Source organism: Acidovorax sp. LjRoot74, assembly GCF_964254355.1.
Lineage (GTDB): Bacteria > Pseudomonadota > Gammaproteobacteria > Burkholderiales > Burkholderiaceae_C > Acidovorax.
The window spans coordinates 96,694-118,867 of record NZ_CAXUTI020000001.1 but is presented as its reverse complement, the minus strand read 5'-3'; the positions used below and the strand labels follow the sequence as shown (position 1 = coordinate 118,867).

Here is a 22,174-nt window from a genome sequence, read left to right as displayed (position 1 = left end):
AATAGCAAACACAAAAAAGGGCCCTGCCGAAACGCAGGGCCCTTTTGTTTTGGGGGCTACGGGTGGGCCCTCAGGGCCTGCTTGCGATCGCGCAGGGGATCAACAGCAGACTTTTCGGCCCTGTGGCGTCATGGCCGTTCGCGGTCCACCACCCGGCTGGCCAGCGGTGCGGGCACATAGGTGGGCAAAAAGGCACAGCCCTTGCCAAATTCGGCCTCGTAGGCAGCGCATTGCTGAGCAATGCCTGCGGGCGTGGGCTTGGCGCCCTCGCCTTCATTCACCCAGCGCAGCAGCGCCGCCATCAGCGTGGGATAGGTGGGGTCGCTCAGGTAGCTGTGGCCGCTGTGGCGCGTGAAGGTCTGCACCAGCCGCGCGCCGCTGCCCGCCTTGTCCATCGTGGCCTTGAACTGCGCGTCCAGCTCGACAAAGGCCGTGGGGTCGTCCACGCCCTTCACGGTGAGCACGGGCACGGGGATCTGGCCGGTCGGGTCCGTGTCTGCGGCAAATCGCGCCACGGCCTGCGGATCGGCGCGGTAGCGCAGCACGCCCGCGTTGAGCGCCGCATCGTCTGGCGAGCCCTTGTAGACCGCGCCCCGGTTGCCAAAGGGGCTAGCGCCCCCCGTGCGGTGCTGCACCACATCGCGGTAGTGGAAGGTCGCCCAGTTCATATGGCCCTGGATGGAGCTGGCCGGAATGCGCAGCACGTCCACCAGCGTCTGCACCTTGCGCTGCTGCTCGGTCGTGCGCTCGGCCACCGGCTTGTTCAGGGCCAGGCATTCGTTCACGCGTGCCGCCAGGTCGGCCTGCGTCATCGCCGCATCGGCAGGCAGGCCAATGTTCAGCGGGTACTGCGCCTCGGTGGGGCGGGGGTGGTTGTTGCAGAGGTACTGGTAGACCACGCGCAGGTCGGTGCGGAAGTCGTACGAGCGGCTGCCGCCCGCGAGCACGCCACTGGTGAGCAGCACGACGTCGTACGGACGTTTGCCATCGGCCGTGCGCTGGAACATCTCGGCCCCCCTGGCCGCCACGCTGGCGCCCCAGGACTGGCCGTGCAGGATGGTGCGCTGCGGCTGCACCACATGCTGCACAACAATCTGGCGCAGGCGCTCGGTGTCCTCAGCCGCTGCACGCACTTCCACCCCGCCCTGGCGGAAGGTGCTGCCCGCCCAGGCATAGCCCGCGCGGACCATGATGGACCAGCGCTCCAGGTCTTCCACCGCCCGCTCGGCCTTGGGCGCACCCAGCGCGGGCCCGCCGTGCGCGTGCAGCACCAGGTGACCGTTCCACTTCTGCGGGATGGCGATGAGGTAGTAGGCCCCGGCCGAATCCTGGCCCGAGAGACAGCGGGCAATGGGCGCCAGGTCCTTGGGGCAGGCCGCCGCCACAGGGGCGGCCTCGGCCTTGGCAGCAGCCGCGCTGGCTGCGGGTGCACGGGTCGGCACCATGGGCGCGCAGGCGGCCACCGCGAGGCAGGCGAGGCCCGCCAGGGCCAGGCTGGGCCGGGGGGGCCGGAGGGAATGGGGTTGCGGGGCGGTCATGGGGGATGTGTCTCCTGAGAAGTTATGTATGTCTGTGTGGTGCGTTACCGGATGCCGCTGCATCGTAGAAACCGGATCTCAATACGTCAAATAGGCAAAATTGGCCCTGGCGATACGATTCGCATATGACCACCTCCCGAGCCACCCGCAGGCACTGACATGGACATCCGCCAGTTGCGCTACTTTCTGGCCGTGGCCGACGCCGGGCACATGACCCGCGCGGCCGAGCTGCTGGGCATGGCCCAGCCGCCGCTCAGCCAGCAGATCAAGGCGCTTGAAAACACGCTGGGCATGGCGCTGTTCAAGCGCCATGCCAAGGGCGTCACCCTGACCGAAGCGGGGCAGGCGCTGCAGGCCGACGCCACCCGCCTGGTGCATGACTTCGACGCGCTGCAAAGCCGCATGCAGCTGCTGGCCGAGGGCAAGACGGGGCGGCTGGTGATCGCCTTCACCAGCTCGGCCGCCGCCCACGAGTTCACGCCGTTCGCCCTGCGCGCATGCCGCGCACGCCACCCTGGCCTGGTGCTGGAGATTGGCGAGAACAACGCCGCCGAAATCACCGAGGCCGTGGCCGATGGCCGCCTGCACTGTGGCCTGCTGCGTGTGCCCGTGGCGCGGCCGGCGGGCCTGGTGTTCGACACGCTGCAGCACGAGCCCGCCATGGTGGCCCTGCCCATCGACCACCCGCTGGCCCTGCGCCAGCGGCGCGGCAGGCCGCTGCCTGTTGAGATGGCCGACCTGGAGGGCGAGCCCATGATCCTGGTGCGCCGCCCCGGCGCACCCGGCCTGTACGCCAACCTGCTGGCGCTGTGCGCCGAGCAGGGCGTGCGCCCCCGCGTGGTGGCCGAGGTGGCGCGCATGCTGACCAACCTGAACCTGGTGGCGGCGGGCACGGGCATTTCCGTGGTGCCGTCGTCCATGCTGGGCGTGCACCGCCACGCGATTGCCTACCGCCCGCTGGTGGATGGCGGGCGGCTGGACGTGCCGCTGACCCTGGTCTACCGCGCCGAGGACAACGTGGGCCCCACGGCCACGTTCACCACCCTGCTGCGCACGCTGGCGGACGAGCCACACCCGGCGGTGGTCACGGAGCCCCCACAAAAAAAGGCTGCCCGGTAGTCCCCCTGGCAGCCTCTTCCTGTATCGGCGCCACACCTGTTCGGATGCGGCAGCCGATCATCACAACATCACCCCAGCACAGGTCAGTTGTTGCCCTGCGCAATCCCCTCGCGGCGGGGGTCTGCACCACCGGCATAGGTGCCCGCGCCCGGGTTGCGTGACAGCAGGCCCGCATTGCCGTTGGAGCGCAGGCCGTTGAACACCGCACCGTGCAGGCCGCTGGTGAAGGTGTCGGTCTGCGCCACGGTGTGGCCGCGCGCCTTGAGGCCATCGCGGATGGCGGCGGTGTCGATCACCGAGCCTTTTTCGATGGACGTGGTGGCGTTGGTCTGCGCGCCAAAGTTGGGCAGGTTGATGGCCTGCTGCACGTTCAAGCCCCAGTCGGTCATGCCCAGGATGGTCTTGGCGGTGTACTGGATGATGGCGCTGCCGCCGGGCGAGCCGACAACACCTTCCAAGTCACCCGTGGCGGCATTGAAGATGATGGTGGGCGCCATGGAGCTGCGCGGGCGCTTGCCAGGCTGCACGCTGTTGGCAATGGGGCTGCCCGCCGCGTCGGTGGCCGTGAAGGAGAAGTCGGTGAGCTGGTTGTTCAGCAAGAAGCCGCGCACCATCTGCAGGCTGCCAAAGCCGTTTTCGATCGTGGTCGTCATGGACACCGCATTGCCCGCGTTGTCGATGATGGACAGGTGGGTGGTCGATGGCAGGGCCAGCGAGTTGTCCAGGCCCTTGGCGCCACTCACGCCAGGTGGCGTGCCCGCCACGGGCGTGCCGATGCTTTTGCTCATGCTGATGAGCTTGGCGCGCTCCTTGAGGTAGTCGGCGTTGATGAGGCCGGCCTGGGGCACGCTCACGAAGTCGGGGTCGGCCACGTACAGGGCGCGGTCGGCATAGGCCAGGCGGTAGGCCTCGGACACCACGTGCACCGAGTCGAGCGTGTTGGGCTTCATGGCCGCCAGGTCAAAGCCCTGCAGCAGGCCCAAGGTCTGCAGCACGGCAATGCCACCCGAGCTGGGCGCGGGCATGCCACACACGCGGTACAACACGCGGTAGACGCCGCACACGGGCTCGCGCACCTTGTGGGTGTAGCTGCTCAGGTCGTCCAGCGCGAGCTTGCCGGGGTTGGTGGGGTGGCTGCTGACCTTGGCCACGATGTCCTTGGCAATGTCGCCCTTGTAGAACGCGTCGGCACCACCTGCCGCAATGGCCTTGAGGGTGGCTGCAAGCTCGGGGTTCTTGAGCAGCGTGCCCGCCGCCTTGGCCGTGCCGTCGGCGTTGAGGAAGTAGCTGGCGCCGGGCTCGCCCTGGGCCTTGATGCGCGCGGCCGACCCGGCGATCGACACGCTCATGCGCGGCGAGATAGCAAAGCCGTCTTCGCTGAGCTTGATGGCGGGCTCGAACAGGTCCTTCCACGGCAGCTTGCCGTGCGCCTTGTGGGCCGCTTCGAGCATGCGCAGCACGCCCGGCGTGCCCACCGACAGGCCACCGTCCACCGCCGTCAGAAACGCCAGGGGCTTGCCATCGGCACCGATGAAGAGGTCGGGCGTGGCGGCCTTGGGGGCGGTCTCGCGGCCGTCGTAGGCCAGCAGTTTGTTGGCGCCCTTGTCAAAGTGCAGCATGAAGGCGCCGCCTCCAATGCCCGAGGACTGCGGCTCCACCAGGTTCAGCACCATCTGCACCGCAATGGCGGCATCGGTAGCGGTACCGCCCTTGGCCAGAATGTCCACGCCCGCCTTCACCGCCAGCGGGTTGGCAGCCGCCACCATGTCCTTGTTGGCGTAGCTGATGGTCTTGGGCGTGTAGCCCGAGGGCGGCTCGGGCGGCACGTACTGCTCGACGGGCTCGGGCGTGGCCACCGGGGTGGTGGGGCCATCGCTGCCCCCACAGGCGGCCAGCACGGCCAGCGCGGCGATGCTCAGGCCCAGGGCATAGGGTTTGCGTCGAAAGACAGAAGCCGTCATGGATGAAAGTCCTTGGAAGAGAAGGAAAGGAAAAGGTGAGCGCGGACCACGGGGGGCACGGAGCACGCCGCACCACAGTGGGTGCCAGGCCCCGGAACTGCGGGACATGGACCGCAGATTCCGTGCCAGAAACGCCCGTCCAGTATGTGACACGGACATGAAAATCATTTTGCTTTTATGCCCGGCTTATCGCCAAATACGAGAAACGATTTTTCATATGCGCCGTGAAACTGAATCTGGATTCCATTGACCGCCAGCTGCTGGCTTTGCTGCAGCAGGACGCCGAAACCCCGCTGGCCGAACTGGCCGATGCGGTGAACCTCTCCAACACCCCTTGCTGGCGGCGCATCCAGTGGCTGCGCGAGAAGGGCTACATCACGCGCCACGTGGCGCTGGTGGACCCGCGCAAGGTCAATGTGGGGGTGACGGTGTTCGTGGCCATGAAGACCAACCAGCACCACCAGCAGTGGTTCGAGACCCTGCGCGACGTGGTGATGGGCATCCCCGAGATCGTCGAGTTCTACCGCATGAGCGGCGACGTGGACTACCTGCTGCGCGTGGTGGTGCCCGACATCCGCGCCTACGACGCGGTCTACAAGCGGCTCACGCAGGCCGTGGCGCTGTCCGACGTGAGTTCGAGTTTTGCGATGGAAGAGATCAAGTTCACCACCGCACTGCCGCTGAACTACGCGCAGTAGCCGCCCCCAGGGCGGTCACCTGCGCGCAGGCCCAGGTCAGGGTCAGTATTGGCCCATGTAGTCGCGCTTGCCCAGCTCCACGCCGTTGTGGCGCGCGATGGCGTAGGTCGCATTCACGTGGAAGAAGAACTGCGGCAGGCCGTAGTGCAGCAGGTAGTGCTCGCCCACAAACTGCTTTTCGCGCGGCGTGCCGGGCTGGATGGTGATGGTGCGCGTGGCGGCTTCGGCAAACGCGGCCTCGGGCAGGCTCTCCACAAACGCCAGCACGGTGGCAATGCGTTCGTTCAGCTCGGCAAAGCCGGGGCGCTCGGTGTCGGGGAAGGATGGCACCTCCACCCCGGCCAGGCGCGCGGCCACGCCCTTGGCGAAGTCGCAGGCAATCAGCACCTGGCGTGCCAGGGGGAACATGTCGGGGAACAGCCGGGCTTGCAGCAGCGCGTCCGGCTCAATCTTGCGCGCCGTGGCGTGGGCCTCGGTCTGGGCGAGGATGTCTTTGAGCGAGCCCAGCATCTGGCGGAACACGGGGATGCTGGCGTTGTAGATGGGCGAGGTCATGGGGGAGGTCCTGGAAGTGGTGTGAGGCAAGCAGCCGGGGGCGCTTGGGGCCCACCGTCGGGCCGCATTGCAACACACCCGACCCAGGCTTGCAGCAGAAAGGTCAAGCAGGCCGCGACTGGGCCAGTGCAATGGCCGCCTGAATGGCAGCACGGGCCTGGGGACTGTTCTTCCAGCAGGTGGAGCCCACCATCGCCGAGGCCGTGGACACAATGTCCAGGGCATTGGCCTTGGCCAGATGCGCCAGCGATTCAAAGCCCATCTGTTCCAGCCGGGTGACGACGGTCGGTCCCACGCCCTTCACATTGAGCAGGGCGCGGCGTTCTTCGATAGGAAATGGCATGGTCCGAGTATGCAGGAGCCAGGCCAACCCAGCGGACGTGCCCGTGAACCGTCCAGCGTTCCTCAGGCGGGCGTTGCCAGGGGCCGCGCGGCCCGTGCCGCCACGCCCACCCCCACCAGCGCTGCCGACACCACGCTCAGCACCAGCGTGAAGGCCGAGCCGTAGAAGATGCCCGAGGTCATGCCATGGTCCAGCATGGCGCCAAATGCGGGGGCTGCAAGGCAAAAGCCCAGGTCCAGCCCCGAATACACCGTGCCATACACCCGGCCGGTGGCGCCGGGGGGCGCGGCGCGCTTGATCAGCATGTCGCGCGAGGGGCCCGCCAGGCCCGTGCCCAGCCCCGCCACCGAGGCCACCACCACCGCCGCCATGCCGGGCAGCAGCCCCAGGCCCACCACCGCCAGCAGCGCAGCCGACCCCATCAGGCACACCGAAATGATCTTCTCCAGCCGCTGCACGCGGCCCACCAGAAAACCGCCCACCAGCATGCCCGCCGCGCCACACAGCATGTAGCCCGTGACCACCATGGCCGTGATGCTCAGCGGCAGGCCGTACATGGACTGCAGCGCGGGGCTGGCAAAACTCTGGATGGCGCTGAGCGCACAGGTGCTCCAGAAGAAGAACGAGAAACACAGCCACACCGAAGGCAGCTTGAGGAAGGCCATGGGATGCTCGGGCTTGGCGGCCGCCCCTGCCCCGCCCTTGGCCTGGTGTGCCCAGCTGCCCTGCCGGTCGTCAATGGCGTCGCGGTTCCAGACCATGATGGCCAGCACCACCAGGGCCAACAGCCCCCCGCACAGGCAGGCCGTGCGCCACGAGCCCGTGGCCGTGGCAATGCCCGCCATGAACACCGGCGCCGTGGCCCAGCCCAGGTTGCCGCTGATGCCGTGCACCGAAAAACCATGCCCCAGGCGCTGCGGCGACACGCGCTTGTTCAGGATGGTGAAGTCCACCGGGTGGAACGGCGCATTGCCCAGCCCGGCCAATGCCGCCGCCAGCAGCAGGCCCGTGTAGCCCTGCGCCGTGCCCGCTGCCAGGCCCGCGGCCGCAAAGCTCGACAGCGCAAAAAACATCACCGGCCGCGCGCCCACGCGGTCCACGATGAAACCCGACAGCGCCTGGCCCACGCCGGAAATCACGAAGAACACCGACACCAACAGGCCCAGCTCGGAATAGCTGAAGCCGAACTCGCCGATCAGCCACGGAAACAGCGGCGGCAGCAGCATGTGAAAGAAGTGCGAGCTGCCGTGGGCCAGGCCGATGAGGCCAATGGTGCGGGCGTCCTGCCGCAAGGGGACAGGGTTGGCGAGGGTGCTGGAGGAAGAAGCAGTCATGGGCTTGATCTTAGGCAGCATGGCCTCGGCAGGTTTACGATAGGCAGACAACTTCTATCGCAAACATGCCAAACCCGCCCACCGACCACGCATCGCCCGCCGAACCGGGGGTGGAGCATTTTGCGGCCCAGGTCGTGCCCCGTGCGCCCGCTGGCAAGCCGCGCGGAATGTCGTATGTGGATTCGCTCACGCCCGAGCTGTTTGTGCCCACCGCCGCGCGCCCGGTGCGCGCCAAGCTGCGCTGGCTGGCCGCCGACACGCAGGTGATGCCGCACAGCCACCCCTGGGCACAGGTGGCGATATCGACCACGGGCGTGATCCGGCTCACGGTGAACCACGGCACCTACATCGTGCCCCCTTCGCGCGCGCTGTGGATTCCGCCCGGCGTGGAACACGCCGTGACCATGGTGGAAGACGCCGACCTGCGCACGCTGTACTTCCACCAGCCCCGGGGCCGCTGCGGCCCCGGCGTGCCACGCGACCACGAAGACGCCTGGCGCCAGTGCCGCGTGCTGGAGGTGTCTGACCTGCTACGTGCCCTGGTGCGCGAGATGCCCACCGCGCCCGACGGCGGCCCCGCAATCAGCCCCACAGACCTGCGGCGCGAACAGCATTTGAGCGCCCTGGTCAGGGGCGAACTGGCCCGCGCCGCCGCCGTGAAGCTGGGCGTGGACCTGCCCCAGGACAAGCGCCTGCGCCACCTCTGCGAAGCCGTGCTGGCCGACCCCACGCGCCACGACACCCTGGCCGACTGGGCGCAGGACACGGGCGCCAGCCCCCGCACCGTGGCGCGCCTGTTCCGCTCCGAACTGGGCAGCACCTTCACCCAGTGGCGCCAGCAAGTCATCCTGGCCAAGGCCGTGTCGCTGGCCGCTGGGCGCATGCCCATGGGCCAGATCGCCGCCGAGCTGGGCTACAGCGCCAGCGCCTTCAGCGCCATGGTGCGCAAATCGGTGGGACAGCCGCCAGGGCGGTTTCTGGGGCAGCAGCAGCCGGTGCCGCAGTGAGGGAGGTGAGTACAGGGTGCCCGTGCGTCAGTACCATGGGACAACATGACACCCCTTCGCACTCCACGCATTCGTTCCCTGGTGTTGGTCGCGCTGGTGTGCGCCCCCCTTGCGCCGGCCCACGCCGCGCCGCTGGACGTCACACCCGACACGCTGATCGAACGCGCCAACCTGCTGCGCGACGCGCGTGAGCGCCCCTGGGACCCGAACACGGGCCGGCTGGGAAACTTGCGGCATGTGCACATCATCGCCAACGACTGCACGGTGCGCGTGGTGTCGGGTGCGGAGAACCGGCTGTTCCTCGGGCGGGGGACGTTCCAGATCGCCGACACCACCTACAGTGCGGACCGCCAGGGTGGCAGCCGCCCCCGGCCGTACGACGTGACGATCAGCGCCGCGCAGGGCACGTCGGCCATCCCGCGCGTGGGCGCTGACAACGCTGCCGTGTGTTTCACGCTGCAGCTGGCTACAGCCCACGACATGCTGCTGCGCGGTGACAACCTGAAGGTGCTGTTTGACCGGGTGGACCTGCCGGTGTTGCGCATGAGCCTGAACCCCAGCCACGGCATGAAGCTGTGGTTCCATCAGGCGCGCCTGGGCCTGCTGAGCATGAGCTCGAACGCATCGGTGGTGGCGGGTGGTACAGGGCAGGTCCAGTGGCTGCAGCTGGCCAGCTCCCAACGCAGCACAGCGCTGCTGTTCCACGACATGGATGCGCGCCACGTGGGCGTGTCAGCCACCACCACCCGGGCCCGGTTTTCCATCCGCATTGGCGCAGACACAGAAGCAGGCTACTACCAGCCAGCCAGCGCGCCGGGCAAGATCGCACTGGAATACCCGATCTGGATCGATGGCCCCGTCAGCGCGCTCAAAGTGCCTGCGGGCCGCGTGAACCCCATGCCCCTGACCAGCGCCCTGCGGGATGAAACCCGCGCGCTGCAACAGGAGGTGATGGGCCTTGCCGGCCCCCGGCCGGTACTGCCGACGCCCGACCCTGGCGCTCCGCCTCCCCCGGGCGCGCAGGCTGCCAGCGGTGAGCCCGTCTCGCCGCGCCAGCGGATCAGCGACGTGCTGCAGCCGCTGCTGCCACGCGGTGTGACCCTGGGCAAGATCGACCTGTGGAAGGACGGCGCGGCGCTGGAAGGCCGCGCACCCGATGACGCGGCCGTGCGCGAGTGGGCACAGGCGCTGGAGCGCTCGGGCGAGGTGCGCAATTCGCAGGTGGCCTGGGTCCGGCGCGAGGCTGACCAGGTGGCCTACCGCGTGCTCGTCACCTTTCTGTGCGCGGCGCCGGGCGACCGCAGCGTGTGCCTGCCAGCGACGGGCAGCGCCTACACCCAACAACAGGTGGAAGACGCGCTGCGCCCGGTGCTGGGCAACGGGGTGACGCTGACCAAGCTGGTGCTGCGCGACGGCAAGCGCGGCCAGCTTGTCGAGCTGGAGGGAAGCGGCAGCGAGGCGGAGGTTCGCGCGGCGCTGGAGCGCGTGCGCCAGCAGGTCTCCTGGTTGACGGCGTCGAGCTCCGGCATCGGCCAGGGCACGTTCTCCGCACAGCTGCGCATGGTGTGCACCGTTCCGCCGCGCGCAACCCCCGGCATCTGCGCTGCGCCCAGCCCGCCCCGCTGAGCCAAGGGACGGTGCTTCAGCACTCCAACAAGCCCTCTCCGCGCATCCAATAAGCGTGAATAGCTATTAAAAAGTGAGCGCCTTGATACCCCCGTGACCGCAGCGTGCGGCGTCTGCCGCTAAGGTACTGGCTGTCTGCCCCTGCCCACAAAGCCCCATGACCCCACCGCCCGCACGCACCTTCCACAGCTACGAACCCCGCCAGGGCCACGGCCTGCCGCACGACCCGTTCAACGCCATCGTGGGGCCGCGCCCCATTGGCTGGATCTCCACGCAAAGCGCCAGCGGCGCCACCAACCTGGCGCCCTACAGCTTCTTCAACGCGTTCAACTACGTGCCGCCCATCGTGGGCTTTGCCAGCATTGGCTACAAGGACACGGTGCGCAACGTGCAGGCCACCGGCGAGTTTGTGTGGAACCTGGCCACCCGCGACCTGGCCGAGGTGATGAACCAGAGCTGCGCGGCTGTGCCACCCGAGGTGAGCGAGTTCGACCTGACCGGCCTCACCCCCCTGCCCTCCACGCGCGTGCGCCCGCCGCGCGTGGCCGAAAGCCCCGTCACCTTTGAATGCCGCAGCACGCAGATCCTGCAGCTGCAGGGTGTGGATGGCGCCCAGGTGGACACCTGGCTGGTGCTGGGCGAGGTGGTGGCCGTGCACATCGACACCGCACTGCTGAAAAACGGTGTGTACGACACCGCCAACGCAGGGCACATCCTGCGCGGCGGCGGCCCGGCGGACTATTTCACGGTGGGGCAGGAGCAGTTGTTCAGGATGTACCGGCCGCGCTAGGGGCCTGCTGCGGCTCTCGCAACAGCCGCAGCGGCGCACACAGCCCGGCAGCCGGTTGACGGGCCCATTGCTCGGTCCAGGCCCACACCTGCTGCACGCCGTCCATCCCTGCGGCGGCGCGCTGCAGGCCGTGGTCGGCACCGTCGATGCGCCGGGCGCAGTAGGGCGCGGTGCGCAAGGCGGCCAGCTCCGCAAAACGGGCGTAGGCCACGGCGGGCACCAGCGCGTCGTCGCTGCCCCACACCTGCAGCAGCGGCCAGGGGCCTTGCAGCAGAGGCAGGGTCAGCGGCCAGTTCCACAGGTCGCGCCAGTAACCCAGGCTGCGCCCCTGCACCACCACGCTGTCGTGCGGAGCACCCGCCGAGATCTGGCCCAGCGCGGCCCAGTCGCCCTGCACGCCCTGTCGGCGGGCCTGCAATGCCCCAGCCTCCTGCGGGTCCAGCCCACTCGCGCCGATGAGCACCAGGCCTGCGAGCTGTGGAACCTCGGGTGCCAGTGCAGGCAGCAGCTCTGCCCCTTCGGAAATGCCCACCAGCAGCTGCGGCAGCGCGGGCTGTCCCTGGCGCGAGAGGACATCCGCACGCAGGGCCGCGCGGGCGTGTGCGAGCCAGGTGGAATGCCGGTCGCGCGAGACAAAGCGGTGCGGACAGTCGGCGGGGGCGGTGTGGGCTCCGGGGTCTACCCCCGGCTTGTGCAGCACCAGCACCTGCGCGTGCAGCAGGCCGGCAAAGTAGCGTTCGGCGATCGGGCCCATGCCCGCGCAGCCCGAGCCAGGGATGACGATCACGCGGTAGCGCAGGGGCGCTGCGCGTTCACCACGTTGCAGGGCCTGGAGCGTGGCGCCGCCCGCACCCGGCAAGGTCCGCACACCGAACTCCGCGCCCGGTGCCGCGCCCTGCGTGGTGGCAGGCACCGGCGGGGCTGCCGGTGCAGCGACCAGGTCCGTGGGCGGGTGCGGGGCCGAGCAACCGGTCAGCAGCAGTGCCAGGGCGGCAGACGCAAAAAAGGCCAGCGGGGGGCTGGCCTTGGAGAGGGGCCGCACCGCACAGGCCACGGCCCGCAGGGGCTGGGGGTGCACAGCGGCGCGCACTGGGGCTTACTTGAGGATCAGCACCTGCTCGGGCTGCTGGGGTTGCGGCATGGGCATGGGCTGGCCACCTTGCTGGTACACCGGAGGCGGGCGCACGCCGCGCGCCAGGTTGGCATCGGTGTAACCCAGCTGCCCGGCGAGCTGCTGGTACACGTCCTGCGCCAGCGACAGCGAGGTTTCGCGCATCACCTTGGCGCGGTTGGGGGGGGCGATGTCACCACGGATCGACAGGATCTTGGTGTCGTTGCCTTCGCCCTGGGCGGAGAACGCGGCCTTGATCTCGTAGGTCTTGGTGTTGATGAGCGAGAAGTCGGCCAGCAGCTGCAGGCCATACTGGCGCGTGGCGCTGGTGGTGCCTTGCAGGGGCGAGAGCGCGTCGGTGAAATCGATGCTCGACACCACGCCAAACAGCACGTAGTCGGCGCCGTTGAACTCGCCCTTCTTGATGCGGCTGATCACGTCGGCCACCTGGGGCTGCGCCTGGGGCGTGGCCATCTTGCCGCCCTGCACCTGGTTGAGTACCTGCTCGGCCTTGGAGGGCTGGGGCTTGCCCGCGTCAAAGCCCTTGCCCTGGATCAGACGGAAGTAGGTGCCTTGCAGGATGGCGCCCTTGATGTCGTTGGTGTAGCCACCCAGCTCGCGCTGTTCGATGTAGCTGTAGCGGCCTGCCACATACGTGCCGCTGGCCTGTTCGGACGCTTGCATGGACTGCTGGCCCGAGTACGAGCCCCCGCCGCCGTACATGCCGTGGCTGTGACTACCGCCCTGGCTGCCCTGGGCGCTCATCTGGCTGCTGCGCTGGTAGGTACCGGCCATGAAGTATTCGGACACGCGCTGGGCGTAGGCCAGGTCGGTCACGGCGATCTTGGGTGCGGCGCCGGGCTGCTGTGCCTGTGCGCCCGTGCCCCAGGCCAGCGTGGTGGCCGCAATCACGGCCAGGGCCGCGTGGAGGGTAATTCTGCGTTGCATGGTGTGCTCCTTGTGAGCTAACGGAAAGTCATGAATTCATCGAGCGATGTCGCCTCAGCACCGACATCCTTCGAAACTGGAGCGGCCGCAGGCCAGCGGGCGCCGTGCAAGGGCCGCCCCGCCGCACTGGCGGCGTCCCCCTTCCCGGCGAAGCCGAGAGAAGGGGGAAGGCGCGCAGCGCCTCAGGGGGATGTCACCGCTTACTTGTCTTTCTGATTTCTTTCTCGTCCTGCCATTCGATCGTGCCTTCCTGCACATCAAACAGCTTGAGCGTGAACTTGTAGTACACGTCCTTGGTGGCGTTGTTCTGCTTGACGATGCTGGTCAGCTCGCCTTCCATGGAGTATTTGGCGGCGGTCATCTGGCCGACCTTGGCGGTGGTGCCCTGCTTGTACAGGCCGCTCTGGTTCTGGCGCTGCAGCTCGTCCACGCCGGCCTGCATCTCGTTGATGGAACGCACAAAGCGCACCTTGCCTGACTTGACCAGCGAGGTCTGGATCGAGTTCATCACGTTGGTGGTGTCGATGTACTCGCTGGTCTTGTTCTTGACAGTGGAGATCGTCACCGTGGGGCGGCCCTGGAAGATGCCGGTTTCGAGCAAACCGCCGGTCATCTTCTCGGCAATCATCTGCAGGTCGGTGGAGCCGAATTCGTTGGTCACCAGCTCGACGGCCTTGGCGTCGCCGTAGTTGACCTGGCGGTCAAAACGCACGGTAGGGGACGACAGGTTCTGGCAGGCCGACAGGGCCAGGGTGCCGGCCGCGAGGGCCAGGACAAGCGCGGTGCGCTGGATACGGTTCTGGGTGGTCATGGTTTTCAACTCCTCACTCAACAATCGGGGTGGGCGGCGCGATCAGCGCGGCTCCACATTCATCTCAAGGCGCAGATCGACAGCCGCAGACGTGGGCGCCACGCTCTTGACGGTCTGTTGGCCCAGGCCGAGCACGCTCATCTGCTTCCAGGACTCGCCATCGCCCACCTGGTTGCCCACGTTGTCCAGCCACTTGAAGCGGTAGAACACGGTGCGGTCGGTGCGACCCATGTTGGCCATGTCGGCCTGCACCACCAGGATGTCGTTCTTGCGCACGATGCGCATCTCGCGCACGGCGATGCTGTTGGCTTCGCCACGCAGGGCGACCTTGGAGGCCACAGCCAGCGGGGTGGCTGGGTCATGCAGCTGGGCGCTGGCGTTGGTGGCCAGGGCGATCAGGCCCGCGCACAGCACGGTGGGGATCGCGGCGGGGACAAAACGGTTTCTCATACCGAAGGCTCCTTGAATGGGGTCGGAAACAGGGATCAGTTCTTGGCGGCCGCTGCGGGCTGGGCTGCCGTGGGCTTGACGGTAGACGCGGGCACGGGGCGGGTGCGGTTGTTGTTAGTGGTGCGCACCGGGGCAGCGGGTGCCGCCGCTGCGGCGGGGGCAGGCTGGGGCGCAGCGGCCACGGTGGGCAACTGGCCCAGCATGGCCACGTCGCCGGTCAGCACGCTGTTGTCGTACATGCGCAGGGGCACCAGGGCGTACTGGCCGTCGATCTTGATGGGCTGGGGCAGCTGGCGGCCGTTCACGCTCACCAGGTGTTCGCCGGGCGGCAGGTAACCACGGGCCACATACACGCGGCCGGGCAACATGCGCCACATGCGGTCGTCGGCCTGCTCGGTGGCCACCGAGGCGGCCGCGCCGATGATGCCGCCGATCAGGCCGCCACGCTTTTGCAGCTCGTTCTGCAGCACACCCTTGGCCACCGCACGGGTGAAGCCGCGCAGCACCATGCCGGGCATTTCATCCTTGAGCGCGCGGCGCGCCATCACGTTCACGTCCACCACTTTTTCGAGCTTGAGGTCGGTGCCTGCCGCAGAAATGGTGGTCAGCAGCGCATCCTTGGAAGGCTCGATCACGGGGTAGGAGATGCTGGCCGTGACCAGGCCGCGCCCGGTGGGCACGGGGATGGTGAAGGCCTTGGGCTTGCGCGCGGGGGCGTCACCGGCTTCGACGATGAAGAGCACGTCGGTCATGCGCTGGCGGCGCTTCCAGGTGAAGCCGGTGCGGTTGTCCAGGCCACGCAGGCCTTCTTCGAGCACGGCCGTTTCGGGCTTGAGTTCAATCGCCTTGCGGTAGCCGGGCGCGGCCAGGCCGGGCTCGTTGAGCATTTCGTACAGGAAACCGGCTAGGTAGTGGCTGAGCGCGTTCTGGTAACCGTTCTTGAGCGCCAGCACCTCGGGGTCGTTGAGCGTCTCGACGGGGTAGCCGTTCAGTTCCTTGCCGCCGGACGTGGCGCCCTTGGACTTGGCTTCTTCTTCAGCTGCCAGGGTTTCCTTGGCGCGGAACTCGGCAATGATGGCTTCGCGTTCGTGCGTGCGCTTGATGTCCACGCGGGCGTTTTCAAAGTCGCCCACGGCCATGCGGTTGAGCGCCAGGCGCGTGGTCACCCACACCTTTTCGTAGTCCTGGCCTTCGTAGACCTTCAGGCGCTCGCTGATCAGCGCGGCACCCACGGTGCCCATGAGCTTGCTGGGATTGGTCTTGGCGGTCTCTTCCCATTCCTTGACCTTGTTATCAGCCAGCAGGAAGGCGTCTGTGCTGTCGGGGTAGCGGCGGTCCATGCGCAGCAGTTCGCCGCGTTCCATGTTGTAGAGCAGCGCTGTCTTTTCTTCTTCGGTCTTGGCCGTGCTTTCGAGCTGGGCGATGGCAGCAGGAATGCCCCCCGAGCGGCCGGCGGTCTGCATGTCGGTGGCCAGCTTGTCGTGGCTCTGCATGGTGGCACAGCCAGTGAGGGCAGCGCTCAGCGCCAGCACCCACAGCAGGCGCGGACGGAAACGGGATGGGTGGGCGGTCATGGATGCTCCTTGCAGATCGGTCGGTTGCTCACCAGAAACACCCCGCGCTTCCCACGCGCAGCCGCACAACAACCCCGCCCAAGGGAGGGTTCTGTGCATACGGCGTGCGTGGTGGAAGTCCGGTCAAGGCGGGTGCTGGCAGCCCGTGCGCCCCCTCCCGGCGCGGATACGTGCTGTGTGCGACCCCCTCTGGCTGTGAGTTTCTTGGTTGTTGTGTATGGGGTTGTAGCCAGCCGCGCAATGTAGCAAAAGCTTGTATCTTTTCTGTAACCGTTCGGTGCCTGGGACACAGGCTGAAACAAAAGCAGGGCGTGGTGCATCTCAGCCCTCCACGCGGTTCAGTGGCATGCGGTACAGCCACACCACACGCCCACCGGGCGCACGCAGCTGGGCGCTGGGCAACCAGCCAGGCACAGCGAATTCCAGGCTCACCAGCCATGCGCCGGGCGCCAGCTCGGCCTGGGCCTTGGCAGCCGCGCGGGCCATACTCTCGGGCCGCTGGAACAGGTACACCATCTGGTAGGTGCTCCAGTCGGCCTTCCACATGTCGGCACGCTGCACCCGGGCCCACGGGCAGCGCAAGGCGCACAGCAGGCGCAGTGGCCAGCTCCACTCCAGCCCTTCCAGCTGGGCCGCAGGGTAGGCGTGGCGCAAGGCCTTGAGACCATCGCCCAGGCCACAGCCCGCATCGAGTACGCGCGCACCCAGCGGCAGCGGCGCCTGCACGGCCAGGGACTGCAGCGCGTTGCGTGGAGTGGGGAACAGCGGCGCATCGCGCCACGCGTTGAGCGGGTACACCAGCAACAGCAGCGCGAGCGGCACCAGCCACGCCCAGGTGGGCAGGCTGGCCGCCCCCAGCAGCGCCAGCGACAAGGGGAACCCCGCCGCAATCAACCCCCGCCGCCACCAGCTGCCACCCAGCACACTGGCGGCCGTACCCAGCAGGCAGGCGGCCAGCAGGGCCCCCACGGGCGGCACGGCAGCGCGTTGCAGCGCAACAAAAATCAGCCACGCACCCGCCCACGCCATCAGCGCGGGCAAGGGCCAGGGCATGCGCAGGGCGAGCATGGGGTGTGTTCTTTCTGGATCAGCGACCGAACAGGCCGCGCAGCAGGTTGACGGGGTTCACCACCTCGCCAGGGGTGCCCCCATCCGACGGCGCGCCGCCTGCGGTCTGGCCGCTGCCCATGCCGCTCGAATAAGCTCCGCCACCGGCGCCCGCCGGGGCGGCAGCGCCCATGCCCCCGCGCTGTCCCTGCATCTCCTCACCCAGCATGGCCATGGTGTGCGACTTCACACGCACGCGCACCGACCATTCGGGCTCCCACGCGGCCTTGGGGTCGGCCGGGCGGGGTGGGTACACGATGTGGCTTTCGCCCCCGTAGGCCATCATGCGCAGCATGGGCGTGGCATCGCGCCCGCCCGCGAAGATGCCTTGAGGAATCGCACACTGCGTGGTCTCGGGCTGCAGCAGCACGCGCTCCTTGAGCCAGCGGTCGATGGTGGCGGGCGAGAGGTAGTCGAACAGGCCCATGCCGGTGTCGGGCGTTTCGGCGCTGGACCACATGATGAGGTCGTCCCCGTTCTGCGACATGGCATGCAGGTAGTAGGCACGCGCATTGCGCACGGGCTGCCAGCTGGTGCCCATGCTGTCCTGCGGCTTGCCGGTGGTGCGCAGGTCGATGGCGGGCATCAGGTCCTGCGCCGCGCCCAGCGTGAATTTCATGGAGGCAGGTACGCCGTCGCCACGCACCTGGTGGTCGCCCACCACCGAGCTGTCCCGCGACAGGCTGACCTGGTTGCGTTCGTTGGGGTACAGCGCATAGGCCGGGCCCACGCGCGGCCCCCGGTCGGGCACGGCGCGGCCTGCAAAGGCCTGGGCGTAGTCGGCTGGCTTGGCGCGCGCCAGGTCGATCACGCGCGGCTGGCCCGCACGCACCGCACTGCCGCAGCCCCAGTACAGCAGGATGCGGCCCTTGGGCTGGTGCTGCTGGTATTCCTGCGGCACGTCACCGGGCTCGGTCTGGGTGGGCTGGGCACGCGGCGGGATCAGCGGCAGGGATTCACCCATGCGCATGCCGGGCGGGATGGCCTGGCTGGCTTCTACGCCGGGACGCAAGCTGTTGTGCAGGGCGATGTCGATGACACGCGGCGGCATGACGGACATGGCGCGGGCATGGCCATAGGCGGTGTTGCCGTTGCCTGCCCTGCCCTGCGCGCCGCCCCCCATGAGGCCGCCGAGCATGCCGCCGCCGCCGGGCAGGCTGTCCATCTCGGGCATGCCCGCCATGGTGCCGGTGGACAGGTCCATCCACAGCTGGACCTTGGGGGTTTTGGTGTTTTGGGCCTGGGCGCCCAGGCTGGCGATGCTCAGGCCAACGGCCAGGCAGGCGGGGGTCAGGACAAAGCGCAAAGAGGTCATGGTGGTCTGTTCCAGGAGATACAGGAATCACCCGGCAAACCATCGTGGGCCGCAGCGCGGCATTGTCGCCGCCCTGTCAAGAGGCCTTGCGGTCAACCCGGGTGTGTTGAACGCAGCGCAGTGTAGGCCCCGCACAGACGCATTTTGCCTGCGCAAGTTACGGCTGGAAACCGTTTCCGTGCGCTATTTCACGCATGGTTGCGCCGCAACAGAAGCGGCGCCCACGGTGCGGGGTTCGTTCACACCTTCTCGCCCCGCAGGCGGTCGATCAGCCCGTTGAGCGCCTCCAGCGACCCGAACTGGATCGCCAGCTCGCCCATGTCCTCCACCCGGCCATGGCGCTTGACGCGTTTTTTCACGCGCACCTCGACCTCGGCCATGAGCAGGTCCGACAGCTCTTCTTCCACGCGCTTCAAGTCGCGCGACTTTTCCTTCTTGGGCTTTTGGGGCACCAGGCTGAACTCGGCGCTGAGCTTTTTCACCAGCGCCTCGGCCTCGCGCACCGACAGCTTCTTGGCCGCGATCTGGTTGCCCGCCGTGATCTGCGCGGCGCGGTCCAGCGCCAGCAGCGCGCGCGCATGGCCCATGTCGATGTCGCCCGCCATGAGCATGGTCTGCACCGGCTCAGCCAGGTTCAAGAGGCGCAGCAGGTTGCTGGCGGCGCTGCGCGAGCGGCCCACGGCCTGCGCGGCCAGCTCGTGCGTGAGACCAAATTCGCGCACCAGACGCTGCAGGCCCTGGGCTTCTTCCAGCGGGTTCAGGTCTTCGCGCTGGATGTTCTCGATGAGCGCCATCGCAGCCGCAGACTCGTTGGGCACGTCGCGCACCAGCACCGGCACCTCGGCCAGGCCCGCCAGGCGCGAGGCCCGAAAACGCCGCTCGCCCGCAATGATTTCGTACTTGCCCGCATGCTCGCCATCCACCAGGCGCCGCACCAGGATGGGCTGCATGATGCCCTGGGCCTTGATACTTTCGGCCAACTCATACAGCGCGCCCTCGTCCATGCGCGTGCGCGGCTGGTACACACCCGGCACCAGTTCGGACAGCGGCAGGCTGCTGGGCAGGCCTGCTTCGGCAGCCTGGGCCTGCTCCACTTTGTCTTCGACCTTGGGGCCCAGCAGGGCCTCCAGGCCTCGGCCGAGGCCCTTGGGTTTTTTGGTGACCATGCGATGTCTTCTTCTCGAAAAGGGAATGGGGAGAGGGAAATCTTCAGCGGTCGATGATGACCAGCGTGCCGTGGCTGCCGGGCGCCACGGCGTGGGGCACGCCTGCGGGCACGATGAACACCTCGCCTGCGTTCACCTCGGTGACCTGGCCTTGCAGGTCCAGGCGCATGCAGCCATCCAGCACCAGCAGGGCCTCGTCAAAGTCGTGCGATTCGTCGGGATAGGCCGCGTCGTCCATGCGCAGCACCGTGAGGTTGGCGCCCGCAGCGCGGCCCACCACGGTGGAGTTCCAGGCGCGGGGCAGTTGGTCGGCAATGGCCGCGAGAGAGATTTTGGACATGGATGCGAAACGGTACAGGGGGTTGTCAACGCGGCGCACGGCCCATGGCACGGCGCTTTTTGCGGCTGCGCCACAGGCGCAACCACACACCGAAGGCCACAGTGAGCAGCACCAAGGCCAGCATGAACTGCCCGAGCGCGCCCACCACCACCGCCCCACTGGGCAGCAGCCAAGCCAGCACGATGTGCAGTGCATCGAGCGGCACGTAGAGATCGACAGGACGCCGCCGAGCCATGGGAGCCTGGCTCTGCGCTGCCCCTCCCGCTGGCGGGCGCTTGCGCCAAAAAGCCCAGCGGCTCATGCCGGGGTGGCGAGCTGCATCAGCCAGCCCCGCCCCTCGTCCCAGTCGCCCAGCCCGGATTCGGCATTGATGTGCCCGCGCTCGCCATAGTTCACCAACCGCGCGCCCCAGGCCTGCGCCAGCCCCTCGGCGCGCTCGAAGCTGCAGTACGGGTCGTTGCGGCTGCCCACCAGCACGGCCGGGAAAGGCAAAGGCTGGCGCGCAATGGGTGCCCAGCCGTGGATCTGCGCGGCCAGGTCGGGCCGCTCCACATCGCCCGGCGCCACCAGCAGCGCGCCGCGCACCTTGGCCGCGTGGCGGGTGTGCGCCGCCCACCAGGCCGTGAGGATGCAGCCCAGGCTGTGCGCTGCCAGCACCACCGGGCCCTCGGCATCGGCCACGGTCTCTTCCAGGCGCGCCGACCAGTCGCCGCGCAGCGGGCGCATCCAGTCGTGCTGCTCGACGCGCTGGTCGCCGTGGCGGGCCTCCCAGCGGCTTTGCCAGTGGTCAGGGCCGGAGTTCTGCCAGCCGGGCAGCAGCAGGATGGTGGCGGGCTTCATTACTATCAATTTAATAGCTATTAGCGCTTATCCATCAGGCGGAAGCAGGCATTTTGGCCATGGAAGAGGCTGCAGCAGGCATGTTTTTCACGCGCTCGACCATCTCCTCGGCAAACTCGACAAACGCCTGGCTGCCCTTGGCGGCCGGGTCGAACACCACACCGGGCAAGCCATAACTGGGCGCCTCGGCCAGGCGCACGTTGCGCGGGATCACGCTGTTGAACACCTTGTCGCCAAAGTGGCCCTTGAGCTGGTCGCTCACCTGCTGCTGCAGCGTGATGCGCGGGTCGAACATCACGCGCAGCAGGCCGATGATCTGCAGGTCGGCATTGAGGTTGGCATGCACCTGCTTGATGGTGTTGACCAGGTCCGTGAGCCCTTCGAGCGCGAAGTATTCGCACTGCATGGGCACGATCACGCCGTGGGCGCTGCACAGGCCATTGAGGGTGAGCATCGAGAGCGACGGCGGGCAGTCGATGAGCACGAAGTCGAAGTCGGCATCCGCCTCAGCCAGCGCGGCCTTCAGGCGCTTTTCGCGGTGCTCCAGCGTCACCAGTTCCACCTCGGCACCCGCCAGCTCGCGGTTGGCGCCCAGCACCCAGTAGCCACATTTGTCCGACAGCACCGCCGCCTCTTTCACCGAAGCGGATTCGAGCAGCACGTCGTACACCGTGAGGTCGAGGCTGCGCTTGTCCACGCCCGAGCCCATGGTGGCGTTGCCCTGCGGGTCCAGGTCCACCATCAGCACGCGCTGGCCGATCTTGGCCAGGCCGGCGGCAAGGTTGACAGTGGTGGTGGTCTTGCCCACCCCACCCTTCTGATTGGCAACGCAAAAGATCTTGGCCATGTGGGTGCTGCAGTTCGTGTGGTGTTATTTGGAGATGGCCAGCTTGATGCCAAAGCCGATCAGGAAGACGCCCGCAATCTTTTCCAGCGCGCGGCCGATGCGCGGATTGGCGCGCATGCGCTTGGCCAGGTGATGGGTTAGCAGCACGGCGGTCAGGCCATAGAGAAACGTCAATGCCGCCACCGTGGCTGCCATCACGCCAAAGGTCAGCATGCCCTGGTGCCGGGCTGGGTCCACGAACAGCGGAAAGAATGCCATGTAGAACACGATGGCCTTGGGGTTGAGCAAGGTGATGAGCCCGGCCTGCTTGAAATAGTGGCGCGGCTCAATGTTCAGGATGGGCTGGGCACCCGGCTTGGCCGTGACCATCTTGAAGCCCAGCCACGCAAGGTAGGCCGCGCCCAGCCACTGCACGGCGTTGAAGGCCGCCGGGTACGTGGCCAGCAGCGTGGCCACGCCCGCCACCGCCGCCCACATCAGCACCTGGTCGCCCGCAATCACGCCCATGGTGGCGGCCAACCCGCCCCGGATGCCGCCCTTGCTGGTGGAAGTGATGAGCGCCAGATTGCCAGGGCCTGGGATGAGCAGGAACAACACAATGGCAGCGACAAAGGCGCCGTAGTCTGCGATGCCGAACATGGTTTCTCCCGGTGGGCTGGGGGTGGGGGCAGTGAGGGACGCCCCGAAGTGAGGA

23 protein-coding genes are annotated in these 22,174 nt (G+C 67.9%); 5 read left to right on the top strand and 18 right to left on the bottom strand.

What is annotated here, in order from left to right:
• Positions 1-128 precede the first annotated feature (128 nt).
• Positions 129-1,538: a hypothetical protein gene (locus tag ACSQ3O_RS00560; RefSeq protein ID WP_436137476.1), complete on the bottom strand. Its 1,410-nt coding sequence runs from the start codon at positions 1,536-1,538 to the stop codon at positions 129-131.
• 159 nt (positions 1,539-1,697) lie between these two features.
• On the opposite strand from ACSQ3O_RS00560, the gene ACSQ3O_RS00555 reads away from it, so the two are divergent.
• Positions 1,698-2,657: a LysR family transcriptional regulator gene (locus ACSQ3O_RS00555; protein WP_298451367.1), complete on the top strand. Its 960-nt coding sequence runs from the start codon at positions 1,698-1,700 to the stop codon at positions 2,655-2,657.
• Between the two features lie 83 nt (positions 2,658-2,740).
• Here the strand turns inward: ACSQ3O_RS00555 and ggt are convergent, their stop codons facing one another.
• Positions 2,741-4,618 carry a gamma-glutamyltransferase gene (gene ggt, locus ACSQ3O_RS00550; RefSeq protein ID WP_436137475.1) on the bottom strand — a complete coding sequence of 626 codons (1,878 nt, stop codon included), beginning with the start codon at positions 4,616-4,618 and terminating at the stop codon, positions 2,741-2,743.
• A 236-nt stretch (positions 4,619-4,854) separates the two neighbouring features.
• Between ggt and ACSQ3O_RS00545 the strand changes: the two genes are divergently transcribed.
• The gene (locus ACSQ3O_RS00545; protein WP_298452050.1) at positions 4,855-5,316 is read left to right on the top strand and encodes an Lrp/AsnC family transcriptional regulator; all 462 of its coding nucleotides are present in this window, start codon (positions 4,855-4,857) and stop codon (positions 5,314-5,316) included.
• A 42-nt stretch (positions 5,317-5,358) separates the two neighbouring features.
• Here ACSQ3O_RS00545 and ACSQ3O_RS00540 read toward each other — a convergent pair whose 3' ends face one another.
• From ACSQ3O_RS00540 to ACSQ3O_RS00530, 3 genes are all read right to left on the bottom strand, one after another.
• Positions 5,359-5,871 carry a DUF1993 domain-containing protein gene (locus tag ACSQ3O_RS00540; protein ID WP_436137474.1) on the bottom strand — a complete coding sequence of 171 codons (513 nt, stop codon included), beginning with the start codon at positions 5,869-5,871 and terminating at the stop codon, positions 5,359-5,361.
• 103 nt (positions 5,872-5,974) lie between these two features.
• Positions 5,975-6,214, bottom strand: coding sequence for a helix-hairpin-helix domain-containing protein (locus ACSQ3O_RS00535; protein ID WP_137747364.1), 240 nt, complete (start codon positions 6,212-6,214; stop codon positions 5,975-5,977).
• A 62-nt stretch (positions 6,215-6,276) separates the two neighbouring features.
• Positions 6,277-7,548, bottom strand: a complete 1,272-nt coding sequence (locus ACSQ3O_RS00530) for an MFS transporter (RefSeq protein ID WP_436137473.1) — start codon at positions 7,546-7,548, stop codon at positions 6,277-6,279.
• Between the two features lie 65 nt (positions 7,549-7,613).
• On the opposite strand from ACSQ3O_RS00530, the gene ACSQ3O_RS00525 reads away from it, so the two are divergent.
• From ACSQ3O_RS00525 to ACSQ3O_RS00515, 3 genes are all read left to right on the top strand, one after another.
• Positions 7,614-8,555, top strand: coding sequence for an AraC family transcriptional regulator (locus ACSQ3O_RS00525; RefSeq protein ID WP_436137472.1), 942 nt, complete (start codon positions 7,614-7,616; stop codon positions 8,553-8,555).
• 45 nt (positions 8,556-8,600) lie between these two features.
• Positions 8,601-10,181: a hypothetical protein gene (locus tag ACSQ3O_RS00520; RefSeq protein WP_436137471.1), complete on the top strand. Its 1,581-nt coding sequence runs from the start codon at positions 8,601-8,603 to the stop codon at positions 10,179-10,181.
• 157 nt (positions 10,182-10,338) lie between these two features.
• Complete coding sequence (locus tag ACSQ3O_RS00515; RefSeq protein ID WP_436137470.1) at positions 10,339-10,971, top strand: flavin reductase family protein; 633 nt, start codon at positions 10,339-10,341, stop codon at positions 10,969-10,971.
• Here ACSQ3O_RS00515 and ACSQ3O_RS00510 read toward each other — a convergent pair.
• From ACSQ3O_RS00510 to ACSQ3O_RS00450, 13 genes are all read right to left on the bottom strand, one after another.
• Positions 10,949-12,061 (bottom strand): alpha/beta hydrolase, encoded by a 1,113-nt coding sequence (locus tag ACSQ3O_RS00510; protein ID WP_436137469.1) that lies wholly within the window; start codon positions 12,059-12,061, stop codon positions 10,949-10,951. The genes ACSQ3O_RS00515 and ACSQ3O_RS00510 overlap by 23 nt on opposite strands.
• Positions 12,062-12,067: 6 nt before the next feature.
• A complete protein-coding gene (locus ACSQ3O_RS00505) occupies positions 12,068-13,030 on the bottom strand; it encodes a hypothetical protein (protein ID WP_436137468.1) in 963 nt (320 codons plus the stop codon).
• Positions 13,031-13,223: 193 nt separating this feature from the next.
• Positions 13,224-13,841 carry a penicillin-binding protein activator LpoB gene (gene lpoB, locus ACSQ3O_RS00500; RefSeq protein ID WP_137747371.1) on the bottom strand — a complete coding sequence of 206 codons (618 nt, stop codon included), beginning with the start codon at positions 13,839-13,841 and terminating at the stop codon, positions 13,224-13,226.
• 42 nt (positions 13,842-13,883) lie between these two features.
• On the bottom strand, positions 13,884-14,291 hold the full coding sequence (locus tag ACSQ3O_RS00495) for a YcfL family protein (protein ID WP_063462219.1): 408 nt from the start codon (positions 14,289-14,291) through the stop codon (positions 13,884-13,886).
• A 35-nt stretch (positions 14,292-14,326) separates the two neighbouring features.
• Positions 14,327-15,865, bottom strand: coding sequence for a COG3014 family protein (locus ACSQ3O_RS00490; RefSeq protein ID WP_436137467.1), 1,539 nt, complete (start codon positions 15,863-15,865; stop codon positions 14,327-14,329).
• Positions 15,866-16,186: 321 nt separating this feature from the next.
• Entirely contained in the window at positions 16,187-16,933 is a 747-nt protein-coding gene (locus ACSQ3O_RS00485; protein ID WP_298451318.1) for a class I SAM-dependent methyltransferase, read from the bottom strand.
• A 19-nt stretch (positions 16,934-16,952) separates the two neighbouring features.
• A complete protein-coding gene (locus tag ACSQ3O_RS00480; protein ID WP_436137466.1) occupies positions 16,953-18,287 on the bottom strand; it encodes a hypothetical protein in 1,335 nt (444 codons plus the stop codon).
• 239 nt (positions 18,288-18,526) lie between these two features.
• Complete coding sequence (locus ACSQ3O_RS00475) at positions 18,527-19,453, bottom strand: ParB/RepB/Spo0J family partition protein (protein ID WP_436137465.1); 927 nt, start codon at positions 19,451-19,453, stop codon at positions 18,527-18,529.
• A gap of 43 nt (positions 19,454-19,496) precedes the next feature.
• Positions 19,497-19,793, bottom strand: coding sequence for a cupin domain-containing protein (locus ACSQ3O_RS00470; RefSeq protein WP_436137464.1), 297 nt, complete (start codon positions 19,791-19,793; stop codon positions 19,497-19,499).
• A gap of 25 nt (positions 19,794-19,818) precedes the next feature.
• Positions 19,819-20,028 carry a hypothetical protein gene (locus tag ACSQ3O_RS00465; RefSeq protein WP_436137463.1) on the bottom strand — a complete coding sequence of 70 codons (210 nt, stop codon included), beginning with the start codon at positions 20,026-20,028 and terminating at the stop codon, positions 19,819-19,821.
• A gap of 62 nt (positions 20,029-20,090) precedes the next feature.
• Positions 20,091-20,633 (bottom strand): RBBP9/YdeN family alpha/beta hydrolase, encoded by a 543-nt coding sequence (locus ACSQ3O_RS00460; protein ID WP_436137462.1) that lies wholly within the window; start codon positions 20,631-20,633, stop codon positions 20,091-20,093.
• A gap of 34 nt (positions 20,634-20,667) precedes the next feature.
• On the bottom strand, positions 20,668-21,480 hold the full coding sequence (locus tag ACSQ3O_RS00455) for a ParA family protein (RefSeq protein WP_137747379.1): 813 nt from the start codon (positions 21,478-21,480) through the stop codon (positions 20,668-20,670).
• Positions 21,481-21,504: 24 nt separating this feature from the next.
• Positions 21,505-22,119 carry a LysE family transporter gene (locus ACSQ3O_RS00450; protein WP_436137461.1) on the bottom strand — a complete coding sequence of 205 codons (615 nt, stop codon included), beginning with the start codon at positions 22,117-22,119 and terminating at the stop codon, positions 21,505-21,507.
• Between the last annotated feature and the right edge of the window lie 55 nt (positions 22,120-22,174).

Excerpts from the sequence above, each read along its gene's own strand:
- ACSQ3O_RS00560 (WP_436137476.1), bottom strand. The coding sequence starts at position 1,538 with ATGACCGCCCCGCAACCCCATTCCCTCCGGCCCCCCCGGCCCAGCCTG.
- ACSQ3O_RS00535 (WP_137747364.1), bottom strand. The coding sequence starts at position 6,214 with ATGCCATTTCCTATCGAAGAACGCCGCGCCCTGCTCAATGTGAAGGGC.
- ACSQ3O_RS00520 (WP_436137471.1), top strand. The coding sequence starts at position 8,601 with ATGACACCCCTTCGCACTCCACGCATTCGTTCCCTGGTGTTGGTCGCG.
- ACSQ3O_RS00530 (WP_436137473.1), bottom strand. The coding sequence starts at position 7,548 with ATGACTGCTTCTTCCTCCAGCACCCTCGCCAACCCTGTCCCCTTGCGG.
- lpoB (WP_137747371.1), bottom strand. The coding sequence starts at position 13,841 with ATGACCACCCAGAACCGTATCCAGCGCACCGCGCTTGTCCTGGCCCTC.
- ACSQ3O_RS00555 (WP_298451367.1), top strand. The coding sequence starts at position 1,698 with ATGGACATCCGCCAGTTGCGCTACTTTCTGGCCGTGGCCGACGCCGGG.
- ACSQ3O_RS00485 (WP_298451318.1), bottom strand. The coding sequence starts at position 16,933 with ATGCTCGCCCTGCGCATGCCCTGGCCCTTGCCCGCGCTGATGGCGTGG.
- ACSQ3O_RS00505 (WP_436137468.1), bottom strand. The coding sequence starts at position 13,030 with ATGCAACGCAGAATTACCCTCCACGCGGCCCTGGCCGTGATTGCGGCC.
- ACSQ3O_RS00470 (WP_436137464.1), bottom strand. The coding sequence starts at position 19,793 with ATGTCCAAAATCTCTCTCGCGGCCATTGCCGACCAACTGCCCCGCGCC.
- ACSQ3O_RS00540 (WP_436137474.1), bottom strand. The coding sequence starts at position 5,871 with ATGACCTCGCCCATCTACAACGCCAGCATCCCCGTGTTCCGCCAGATG.
- ACSQ3O_RS00490 (WP_436137467.1), bottom strand. The coding sequence starts at position 15,865 with ATGACCGCCCACCCATCCCGTTTCCGTCCGCGCCTGCTGTGGGTGCTG.
- ACSQ3O_RS00465 (WP_436137463.1), bottom strand. The coding sequence starts at position 20,028 with ATGGCTCGGCGGCGTCCTGTCGATCTCTACGTGCCGCTCGATGCACTG.
- ACSQ3O_RS00475 (WP_436137465.1), bottom strand. The coding sequence starts at position 19,453 with ATGGTCACCAAAAAACCCAAGGGCCTCGGCCGAGGCCTGGAGGCCCTG.
- ACSQ3O_RS00525 (WP_436137472.1), top strand. The coding sequence starts at position 7,614 with ATGCCAAACCCGCCCACCGACCACGCATCGCCCGCCGAACCGGGGGTG.
- ACSQ3O_RS00455 (WP_137747379.1), bottom strand. The coding sequence starts at position 21,480 with ATGGCCAAGATCTTTTGCGTTGCCAATCAGAAGGGTGGGGTGGGCAAG.
- ggt (WP_436137475.1), bottom strand. The coding sequence starts at position 4,618 with ATGACGGCTTCTGTCTTTCGACGCAAACCCTATGCCCTGGGCCTGAGC.
- ACSQ3O_RS00515 (WP_436137470.1), top strand. The coding sequence starts at position 10,339 with ATGACCCCACCGCCCGCACGCACCTTCCACAGCTACGAACCCCGCCAG.
- ACSQ3O_RS00450 (WP_436137461.1), bottom strand. The coding sequence starts at position 22,119 with ATGTTCGGCATCGCAGACTACGGCGCCTTTGTCGCTGCCATTGTGTTG.
- ACSQ3O_RS00495 (WP_063462219.1), bottom strand. The coding sequence starts at position 14,291 with ATGAGAAACCGTTTTGTCCCCGCCGCGATCCCCACCGTGCTGTGCGCG.
- ACSQ3O_RS00480 (WP_436137466.1), bottom strand. The coding sequence starts at position 18,287 with ATGACCTCTTTGCGCTTTGTCCTGACCCCCGCCTGCCTGGCCGTTGGC.
- ACSQ3O_RS00460 (WP_436137462.1), bottom strand. The coding sequence starts at position 20,633 with ATGAAGCCCGCCACCATCCTGCTGCTGCCCGGCTGGCAGAACTCCGGC.